8 protein-coding genes and 4 tRNA genes are annotated in these 6,134 nt (G+C 54.0%); 4 read left to right on the plus strand and 8 right to left on the minus strand.

Features of this window, described 5'->3' with window-relative positions; all coding sequences use genetic code 11:
• Positions 1 to 275: 275 nt before the first annotated feature.
• A tRNA-Arg gene (locus ACIF4X_RS28850) sits at positions 276 to 352 on the minus strand.
• Between the two features lie 294 nt (positions 353 to 646).
• Between ACIF4X_RS28850 and ACIF4X_RS28855 the strand changes: the two genes are divergently transcribed.
• On the plus strand, positions 647 to 883 hold the full coding sequence (locus tag ACIF4X_RS28855) for a hypothetical protein (protein ID WP_397484659.1): 237 nt from the start codon (positions 647 to 649) through the stop codon (positions 881 to 883).
• A 20-nt stretch (positions 884 to 903) separates the two neighbouring features.
• On the plus strand, positions 904 to 1,083 hold the full coding sequence (locus ACIF4X_RS28860; RefSeq protein ID WP_397484660.1) for a PA3371 family protein: 180 nt from the start codon (positions 904 to 906) through the stop codon (positions 1,081 to 1,083).
• Here ACIF4X_RS28860 and phnN read toward each other — a convergent pair.
• Positions 1,058 to 1,627, minus strand: a complete 570-nt coding sequence (gene phnN, locus ACIF4X_RS28865; RefSeq protein WP_397484661.1) for a phosphonate metabolism protein/1,5-bisphosphokinase (PRPP-forming) PhnN — start codon at positions 1,625 to 1,627, stop codon at positions 1,058 to 1,060. The two genes, ACIF4X_RS28860 and phnN, sit on opposite strands and share 26 nt — an antisense overlap.
• Positions 1,628 to 2,017: 390 nt before the next feature.
• Here phnN and ACIF4X_RS28870 point away from each other — a divergent pair, with 390 nt between their 5' ends.
• Complete coding sequence (locus ACIF4X_RS28870) at positions 2,018 to 2,344, plus strand: Arc family DNA-binding protein (protein WP_397484662.1); 327 nt, start codon at positions 2,018 to 2,020, stop codon at positions 2,342 to 2,344.
• Between the two features lie 114 nt (positions 2,345 to 2,458).
• On the opposite strand, the gene mgtE is transcribed toward ACIF4X_RS28870, so the two are convergent.
• The gene (gene mgtE, locus ACIF4X_RS28875; protein WP_397484663.1) at positions 2,459 to 3,901 is read right to left on the minus strand and encodes a magnesium transporter; all 1,443 of its coding nucleotides are present in this window, start codon (positions 3,899 to 3,901) and stop codon (positions 2,459 to 2,461) included.
• 321 nt (positions 3,902 to 4,222) lie between these two features.
• On the opposite strand from mgtE, the gene ACIF4X_RS28880 reads away from it, so the two are divergent.
• The gene (locus ACIF4X_RS28880; protein WP_397484664.1) at positions 4,223 to 4,741 is read left to right on the plus strand and encodes a cell envelope protein SmpA; all 519 of its coding nucleotides are present in this window, start codon (positions 4,223 to 4,225) and stop codon (positions 4,739 to 4,741) included.
• A 19-nt stretch (positions 4,742 to 4,760) separates the two neighbouring features.
• Here ACIF4X_RS28880 and ACIF4X_RS28885 read toward each other — a convergent pair.
• From ACIF4X_RS28885 to ACIF4X_RS28905, 5 genes are all read right to left on the minus strand, one after another.
• Positions 4,761 to 4,837 (minus strand) — tRNA-Arg (locus ACIF4X_RS28885).
• Between the two features lie 72 nt (positions 4,838 to 4,909).
• A tRNA-Arg gene (locus ACIF4X_RS28890) sits at positions 4,910 to 4,986 on the minus strand.
• A 106-nt stretch (positions 4,987 to 5,092) separates the two neighbouring features.
• A tRNA-Ser gene (locus tag ACIF4X_RS28895) sits at positions 5,093 to 5,183 on the minus strand.
• 62 nt (positions 5,184 to 5,245) lie between these two features.
• Positions 5,246 to 5,434 (minus strand): carbon storage regulator CsrA, encoded by a 189-nt coding sequence (csrA, locus tag ACIF4X_RS28900; protein ID WP_002554426.1) that lies wholly within the window; start codon positions 5,432 to 5,434, stop codon positions 5,246 to 5,248.
• Positions 5,435 to 5,621: 187 nt separating this feature from the next.
• Positions 5,622 to 6,134: ACT domain-containing protein (locus tag ACIF4X_RS28905; protein WP_397484665.1), on the minus strand; the 513-nt coding region annotated here is incomplete at its 5' end.

Raw genomic sequence — 6,134 nt, forward strand, 5'->3', positions numbered from 1 at the left:
CCGAAACCTACATAACTCTTTGAATCTCAAGGAGTTTTCCGTTTCGACTGCGCCGGAAGTGGGGCGAATTATAGACATCTGAAATCTGCCGTCAAGCGTTAATTGTACTTTTCTATCGAAGCAGGGAAAAGCCTTCTATATAGAGGCACACACGTAAACCCCACTCGGAATCAAGCCCTCTACCAACGCGCAAGCAAACCCACCCCGGCACGTAACAAAGCCAAAGCTTGAGCAAGAGGTTAGCGATATCAAAGGAGAGGAGTTTCAACAATAGATGGTGTCCCAGGGCAGGTTCGAACTGCCAACCTTCCCCTTAGGAGGGGGATGCTCTATCCAATTGAGCTACTGGGACATGCGCTTGTCGCAGCAGACGCTGCATGACGGACGGCGTGCATGTTAACCACCGGACCCGGATTTGTCATGTCGTCCGTAGGGCTTTTTAAGTGTAGGCAGCCGCCCTGCTACGTCGCGGGAAGAATTACCGTGCATTTTGCACCCATCCCAAAAGCTTTCATTGCAGATTGCAATCCAGGCGAGCCGGAAAACCCTCTCAAATGCTTGTTTTTAAAGGACTTAACAGAGGTTAAACTGTTGGCACGACGGCTGCTTTGCCTGTTCTATAAAAGAACATTCGGAGCCACGCCTCATGAACAGCACTCTTTTGCTTGCAAACGCAATTGCTCTAGCGGTTTTGGTGAGCTCCCAGTTTATCCCCGAGAGCTTCGTACCAGGGCCATTGGCTCAGCGTATGCCACATTACCTGCTGGTACAGAAAACACCGCAACTGGCGGTGCTGAGTGATCAGGTCAGCTCTACCTCACAAGCCTTCAGTAATTCCGGGCAGACGTTGCCAGCACTGACCTCAGAACATCTGGTTTTTTGAAATATCTTCAGGAGTACAACATGTCCAAGTCAGCTGCAGGATTTCTAATCCTCGCTTTATTGAGCGGCGTAGTGCATTTATCGCTGTTCGAGGGTACCGAAATGACCCTGCCACTGATTGGCTGCGGTGTTTTTGCAGTGCTGTTTGTACTTGCACTGGCTGCCGGACGGAAGATCAAATTTGATCCGGTTTTACGTTGAGCCCGATCAGGCACAGTAGTTGACTGACGGCCTCTGTCAGATTTCCGGAATTATCGATGTGATATACCGGTCCATCACTTGACCTCCGATCCTTGAACAACGCATTGCGAGCCAGTCTTGCCTCAATCTGCTCAAGCGTCTCTCGACCACGTCTGAGCAGGCGCTCCCGCAACACTTCATTCCTGACCGTAAGCAAAACCGGTAGCAGCGATGGATAGCGCTCCAATGCCTGGCGCAGATTGGCGCGGGAACCGTTGACCAATACATGCTGACCCGCTTTCAGCCGCTGATCCATTTCCACCGCAATCCCATAGGCAAGACCATTGGCACGCCAGGCCAGCGAGAAGTCGCCAGCGCGCTCGCGTCGCTCGAACGCTTCCGGCGTCACCCCAATGGCATCCTCCCCTACCGATTCAGCGGATCGCGTGATCACCCGGCGCATCACCTCGCAGTTCAACGCACGCAATGGCACCCGTGCAGCTTCAATCAAACTGTCCTTTCCCGAACCGGACGGCCCCATCAAATAAATTAGCTTGCCATCCATCCTGAAAACGCCCTCCGGCAGGTGTCTGCCACTAGTAAATCGGCAATTTGCCACTATCCTGTACTGGTAAGGAACAAGGATTTAGAGTCCGCATAGAATGCACGTTCTGATGCCTTCGGACATCCATTGATGTGTAGCAGGAAGCGGACAGGGATGCGGACAGAGGCGAAGATTTCAAACCAGTCCGCATTTCTGATAATTGGTGCTGGCATTACGCCTTTACCCAGCTCAATATTTGTCACAGAATTGACGCCAATGATCTGGCAATTTTGAGGCATGATGCGGGCCTCTTAACAATTCAGGTTGAACCATTTGGCGCGGATGCTTGTCCTACCACACATCCTGCGGCCAATCCCGAGAACCGCTCCCCTGGACTAACCGGTTAAATATATGCGCCCATTGAATCCGGCAATTTATTCCAGCCGTACGGCTGACAAGTTCGTCGTACGTCTGCCAGACGGAATGCGGGAACGCATTGCCGAGGTGGCTCGCAATCATCATCGCAGCATGAACTCCGAAATCATTGCGCGCCTTGAGCAGAGTCTTATTCAGGAAGGTGCGCTGGGCGAAGAGCTGAGCATGCGCCTGGATAGCCCGGAGCTGTCGCTGCACGAGCGCGAGCTGTTGCAACGTTTCCGCCAGCTATCTCACCGTCAGCAGAATGCCCTGGTGTCCTTGATTGCCCACGACGCAGAAATGGCAGCAGACGCGTCCTGAGTCATACCGAACATCTCAAGCCAGCTTAATTGCTGGCTTTTTTTTGCGCGGATTTCGTGTTTTCGCAGACAAGAAAAAGCCCGCCAGATAGGCGGGCTGTTTCGATGCAGCAGATCAGAGCAGGAAGATCGTCGCCAGCCCGAGGAAGATGAAGAAGCCACCACTGTCGGTCATCGCGGTAATCATCACACTTGCCCCCATGGCCGGGTCGCGCCCCATTTTCGCCAGGGTCATCGGAATCAACACCCCCATCAGCGCCGCCAACAGCAAGTTAAGCGTCATTGCCGCCGTCATTACCACGCCTAACGACCAACTGCCGTAGAGCAGATAAGCAACCACACCAATCACACCACCCCAGACCAGGCCATTGATCAGACCTACCGCCAATTCCTTGCGCATCAGGCGCGAAGTGTTGCCGGTGCTGACCTGGTCGAGCGCCATGGCGCGAACAATCATGGTGATCGTCTGGTTACCGGAGTTGCCACCAATACCGGCCACGATCGGCATCAGCGCTGCGAGCGCTACCAGTTTCTCGATCGAGCCTTCGAACAGACCGATCACTCGAGAGGCGACAAACGCAGTGATCAAGTTGACCGCCAGCCATGCCCAACGGTTGCGTAAAGACTTCCAGACCGAGGCGAAGATGTCCTCCTCTTCACGCAGACCGGCCATGTTGAGAACTTCGCTCTCACTCTCTTCACGAATCAGGTCAACCATTTCATCAATGGTCAGACGACCGATCAGCTTGCCGTTCTTGTCGACCACCGGAGCCGAGATCAAGTCGTAACGTTCGAACGCCTGAGCAGCGTCATAGGCATCTTCGTCCGGATGGAAACTCACCGGATCACTGGCCATCACCTCGGCAACTTGCTTGTCCGGATCATTGACCAGCAGGCGCTTGATCGGCAGCACACCTTTGAGCACACCGTCGTAGTCGACGACGAACAGCTTGTCGGTATGTCCCGGAAGCTCCTTCAGGCGACGCAGATAACGCAGAACCACTTCGAGGCTGACATCCTCACGGATGGTCACCATTTCGAAGTCCATCAACGCACCGACCTGCTCCTCGTCGTAAGACAGGGCCGAGCGAACGCGTTCACGCTGCTGGTTATCCAGACTCTCCATCAGCTCATGGACGACGTCTCGCGGCAGCTCGGAAGCCAGGTCAGCGAGTTCGTCGGCGTCCATGTCCTTGGCGGCCGCCAGGAGCTCGTGATCGTCCATGTCGGCGATCAGCGTTTCACGGACAGAGTCGGATACTTCGAGAAGGATATCGCCGTCGCGATCCGCCTTGACCAATTGCCAGAGCGTCAGACGATCGTCCAGCGGCAAGGCTTCGAGAATATAGGCGACGTCGGCAGAGTGCAGATCATCAAGCTTGCGTTGCAGCTCGACGAGATTTTGTCGATGAACCAGGTTTTCGACGCGGTCGTTGTGAGCGCCTTCCTGGCGATGAGTCAGGTCTTCAACGACCCGCTGACGCTGCAGCAGCTCGACGACCTGAGCCAGACGATCCTGCAGGCTTTCTTGTGTTTTCTTTACTTCGATTTCAGACATAGGCGAACTCCACTCCCAGCAGCGGGGCACGCCGGAAGGATCAATCAGTCAATTCATGATTGGTGAAACGGGGTACTGAGTAACTACTGGGTAAGTCCATGGAGGTTTTCCACAAGCCCCGGCGGGGCTGACGGGCGCAATGATACACCGCCTGACGGTTTAAAACGTTAAAAAATCGCGGTCGAAACAAGCGCTTGCGAAACAATCCTGAGCACTGTCCTGATCCCTGCAAATGCGACGACTCATCCTGAAAAGAAAACACACCGGCACTGGAAAATGTAGCGACTACCCTTGAGCGTAGATCGTCATGGAGGACGTCGAATGCCATCGAAAACATCACACCTCGTACTCACCACCCTGCTCTACCTGCCACCCGCCGGGGCCGCCACTACCCTTTATCGTTGCGAAGCCGCAGATGGCAGCATCACTTTTACCAGCATGAGTTGCGCACATGACGAACTGCGCTCCACCCAGGAAGTCCACCCCTACTCGCCGGGCTCGATCGTAGCGGTGATGCCGGAAGCCAACCACGAAGAAACATCCCGCATGAAAACCAAAGGTCGAGAACCGGGCATCATTGGCCGCGCGGAACATCGATGCGGAAATCTGATCGACGCCAGGCAGCGTCGCGAGGCAATCATCAATCAGCGCGTGATTGCCGGGATGAGCCAGCAAGATGTCGAAAGTGCGCTTGGCAAACCAGGCAAGGTGAATATTCGGACATCGACAACCAGCTATCGTTACGACCTCAAGCGAGGTCGCAGTGCTCAAGTCGATTTTGATGAGAGAGGATGCGTGAAGGAAAAAACCAAATCCCGGACAGCAAAAAGCCCGCGTTAAACGCGGGCTTTTCGGTATATGGTGCACTCGACAGGATTCGAACCTGTGACCGCTCGGTTCGTAGCCGAGTACTCTATCCAGCTGAGCTACGAGTGCATTTTGTGTTTTTAGACCAGATCACATCTGGTTGAAGCCGAGCTATTTACATTGCTGTAACTAACTCTTAAATGGTGCACTCGACAGGATTCGAACCTGTGACCGCTCGGTTCGTAGCCGAGTACTCTATCCAGCTGAGCTACGAGTGCATTTGTTGCGCCGCATTATAGCCCGTCTAATCTCTATTCCAACCACTTTTTCTATTAATTTCAACAACTTACAGAAAAAGCCAGATTACGACGTACTAGCAAATAATGGCGGAGAACGGGGGATTCGAACCCCCGACACCCTTTTGAGGTGTACTCCCTTAGCAGGGGAGCGCCTTCGGCCACTCGGCCAGCTCTCCGCAACACGGGGCGTATCTTAACCAACCTTTTCCCCGTTTGCAAACATAAAAATCGATAAAAATTAATGGCTTGGTTCTTCGTCCTTCTCTTTCTTTATACGCAGGTAAATTTCCTCACGGTGCACGGCAACCTCTTTCGGGGCATTGACACCGATACGCACTTGATTTCCTTTAACGCCGAGCACGGTCACGGTGATTTCGCCATCACCGATAATCAGGCTTTCTGCGCACCGACGAGTCAGAATCAGCATACCTTTCTCCTTACGCAATTCAGTTCAGGGACAACAGTCTGCAAAAAAAAGGCACCCGACCTACAACCGGAGCGATCGTAGCCCTACATGCCTGAGTATTGACCAGCGCGAGCAAAAGAACAGTTCAGGGCCCGCGCCATTCAAAAAATAAAGGGCGCGGTCAGACCGCGCCCTTCAAGAAATGGAATTACTCGCCTTGACGGGCAGGAGCATCCAGTTCGAAAGCCGTGTGCAGGGCGCGCACGGCCAGTTCCAGGTACTTCTCTTCAATCACCACGGAAACCTTGATTTCCGAGGTCGAGATCATCTGGATGTTGATGCTTTCTTTCGCCAGGGATTCGAACATGCGACTGGCCACACCGGCGTGGGAACGCATGCCGACGCCAACGATCGAGACCTTGGCTATCTTGGTGTCGCCAACCACTTCACGGGCACCGATCTCGCGAGCGGTGTTTTCCAGCACGGTCTGTGCGGCCTGGTAGTCATTGCGGTGCACGGTGAAGGTGAAGTCGGTGGTGTTATCGTGCGCAACGTTCTGCACGATCATGTCGACTTCGATGTTCGCGGCACTGATCGGGCCGAGAATCTTGAACGCCACGCCCGGGGTGTCTGGCGGGGGAGGGATGGTCAGCTTGGGTTCATCGCGGTTGAAAGCGATGGCGGAAATGTTCGGGTGTGGGTTGGTGTGCTGTTCATGTTG

It is taken from the genome of Pseudomonas sp. NPDC085632 (genome assembly GCF_044541255.1).
Taxonomy (GTDB): domain Bacteria; phylum Pseudomonadota; class Gammaproteobacteria; order Pseudomonadales; family Pseudomonadaceae; genus Aquipseudomonas.